The sequence below is a fragment of the Photobacterium sp. OFAV2-7 genome, assembly GCF_022347985.1.
GTDB lineage: Bacteria > Pseudomonadota > Gammaproteobacteria > Enterobacterales > Vibrionaceae > Photobacterium.
The window spans coordinates 1-2628 of record NZ_JAKRFQ010000753.1; the positions used below are offsets into that span (position 1 = coordinate 1).

Annotated in this window: 6 protein-coding genes; 5 read left to right on the forward strand and 1 reads right to left on the reverse strand. The window is 42.1% G+C overall.

Annotated features, from left to right (window positions below):
* The coding region (locus tag MHN01_RS24030; protein WP_239413895.1) for a type I restriction enzyme HsdR N-terminal domain-containing protein at positions 1-806 on the forward strand (806 nt) is incomplete at its 5' end.
* A gap of 86 nt (positions 807-892) precedes the next feature.
* Here MHN01_RS24030 and MHN01_RS24035 read toward each other — a convergent pair.
* Positions 893-1558: a LexA family transcriptional regulator gene (locus MHN01_RS24035; RefSeq protein WP_239413896.1), complete on the reverse strand. Its 666-nt coding sequence runs from the start codon at positions 1556-1558 to the stop codon at positions 893-895.
* Between the two features lie 121 nt (positions 1559-1679).
* Between MHN01_RS24035 and MHN01_RS24040 the strand changes: the two genes are divergently transcribed.
* The 4 genes from MHN01_RS24040 to MHN01_RS24055 all read left to right on the forward strand — a co-directional run.
* Positions 1680-1952, forward strand: coding sequence for a hypothetical protein (locus MHN01_RS24040; RefSeq protein ID WP_239413897.1), 273 nt, complete (start codon positions 1680-1682; stop codon positions 1950-1952).
* On the forward strand, positions 1912-2229 hold the full coding sequence (locus MHN01_RS24045; RefSeq protein ID WP_239413898.1) for a hypothetical protein: 318 nt from the start codon (positions 1912-1914) through the stop codon (positions 2227-2229). The genes MHN01_RS24040 and MHN01_RS24045 overlap by 41 nt, the downstream gene beginning before the upstream one ends.
* Before the next feature lie 2 nt (positions 2230-2231).
* Positions 2232-2444 (forward strand): hypothetical protein, encoded by a 213-nt coding sequence (locus MHN01_RS24050; RefSeq protein ID WP_239413899.1) that lies wholly within the window; start codon positions 2232-2234, stop codon positions 2442-2444.
* 2 nt (positions 2445-2446) lie between these two features.
* Positions 2447-2628: helix-turn-helix domain-containing protein (locus MHN01_RS24055; RefSeq protein ID WP_239413901.1), on the forward strand; the 182-nt coding region annotated here is incomplete at its 3' end.

A 2628-nucleotide genomic window follows, 5' to 3' on the forward strand; every position in this document is an offset into this window, starting at 1 on the left:
TACTTAGCTTGTCTAAAAAGAAACAAAAGGAAATGGCTGAGCTTCTTAAAGATGCGAGCTTAACAGCTATCATAAATGCTTCGAAAGTTGTAAGTGACAGGTTAAAGTTTATAACTGGTCTTGAACAAATGCTCTTCAATGAAGATTTGAAGAAAGTGGTTAAGGAAAGAAGCCAGCTCCATAAAATTCTTGCAGAAAATACTTGGATTTTTGGAGAGGAGTTTTCATTAACTGTTAATGATAAATCACTTACGGAAGTTCTTATAAAGCACCTTAAAGAACAAGGCGTCGATATTAAGCCAGATAAGGCTGTGACTCGGATTGATGGAAGCGTTGGAATTGTGGATCTAATGCTTACGCGAAGTATTGGTAAAAATCATGAAGATGAAAGAGAGCATTTAGTGGTTGAGCTGAAAGCTCCTCATGTAAAAATAAAACAGAAAGAGATAAACCAGATTGAATCATATGCTTTTGCTGTTGCAGAGGATGAAAGATTCGTTGATCTTAATACGTCATGGAACTTTTGGATAATTTCTAATGAAATGGATGCTTATGCGAGAAAAAGATTGGAGAATGATGATTCAGGCAGAGGCTTACTCCACAATACTAAACAACTTAAGATAACTGTAAAAACGTGGGGACAAGTAATTCAAGAGTGCAAGCACAGACTGAGCTTCATTCAAGAGCACCTCAAGTTAGATATCGATTCTTCTTCTGGATTAGGTTATCTGAAAGAGAAATATTCGGAATATACTCAAGGAATTGAGATAACAGAAGAGACTCCAGAATTGTCTGAAGCTTCTTAATAATTAGTATATTGCTTTAGTTCAGTGCTTGTTAGGTAGTCACCGAGAAAATGGTCAGTAATAAACAAGCTCTGAACTAATGTAACTTAAATCGGCTTGACGTGACTCACTACAGTTCCCACAATACGACAATTCCCATTGATCTTAATGAACTTCATCTCAGGTGGGTAGTCAGGATTCAAAGCTTTTAGATACTTCTTCCCGTCAATAAGCTGTAGTTGCTTGAATGTAGCTTCATGTGAGTCTTCAAGCATAGCGACTACGTATTTAGAGTGCTCTGGATCAACTTTAGCAGGATCAACGTAAATCAAATCGCCTTCTTCAAAGCGCGGCTCCATTGAATCACCTTTAATACGAAGGATAAAAGTGCCAGGTGAGCATTTCACTGGAGCAGGAAGGTATTCAACGTTATCAAACGGTTCATCAATTTGAGTCCATGAGCCAGCTTGAACCCAATTGATTATTGGACATTTCTGCTCAACCTCAGGGCCAGGAGTAAAGTTATCACCCGACAGTTGCGGTGATGAGTCTAGTTCTTCTGGGCCTTTACCTGATAACAACCACTCAGGATTACACTTAAGCACCTTAGCAATAGCAAATAGACTCTCAGCCCGGATGTTAGTTGAGTTTCCAAGCTCAATATTACTGACTGTAACTCGAGTCATCTTTGCTGGTTTTGCTAGCTGATCTTGCGTTAACCCCAGCTTCTTTCGTCGGCTAATCAGCCGCTCTGCAAGTGTATTTGTCATCATTCCGTAAGCACTTTTATCAATGTGCTGTTAAATTACCACAAACTTTCGAAATTATTTTTACGCAGGTTTGTTTGACACTGTGCGAAAGTAAAATTACATTCTTTGGCGGAGGTAGCGACTAATGTCAGATAACTTGTACAACGTCCTCAAGGTTAAATACAAAACAAACACAGCGATAGGCACTGTGTTTGGAGTATCTCGCCAGTCTGCTTCGTTATGGCGGACTAGTGGTGTGCCAGAGACCATCGCTCTTCTATGCCACCTTTCAACAGATATTCCCTATGTCTACAACCCTAATCACTACGACCGTGATGTGAAGGGACTAAATCTAAATATTCAGAAGGTAACGACCAATGACCATAAACCTGAACGAATTCAGCAAAGAGCTGCTTAACGATGTTCATGAAAGACGACGGACCGGTAAGCGTGGCTTGCCTCAACACCTGATCCGCGACGAACAAGTCAAAATCCGATTCACAGAGCCTGACCGAGCTGTTGTCGATGCTGTTGCTGACAAAGCCGGTACCAATGAGGGCGTGTTTGTTTACATGCTGGCGATTGCCGGTATTCGTGACCTGTTAACGACAGAACCCGATTTAGCCGAAGCAATTATCGAAGAGCTGAAACTGCAGGGCATTCCCGTACCGGACTGGTTACGAGGAGGGCAGTAGCCGTGGGCCAGAATCTGTACCTTACCAAGATCATTACAGCCAATGACTGCCGTGCGCTAGATATAGCGTGCGGTGTTATTGCAGAGCGTAACGGTATGAACGTTGACATGGTTAAAGGCTTGTTAATGTCAGGGACTACACCGACTAAGCACAATGAAGTGATGTTTAGCCGCATAAGTCGTGATGCCATGCGCGTGCTTAAGCAAGAGGTGTAGTTATGAGTTTTCAGGCTATGTCAGATGCGATTAAGGCAAGAATGCCGGCAACTGAGAAGTTGGTGTTCTTGCTGATGGCAAACTATGCGGACGATAAAAACATATGCTGGCCGAGTTATACAACGCTGGCCGATGAGGCGGGTGTGTCTGAAAGGACGATTGCTCGCATTGTTGATCGCCTTTC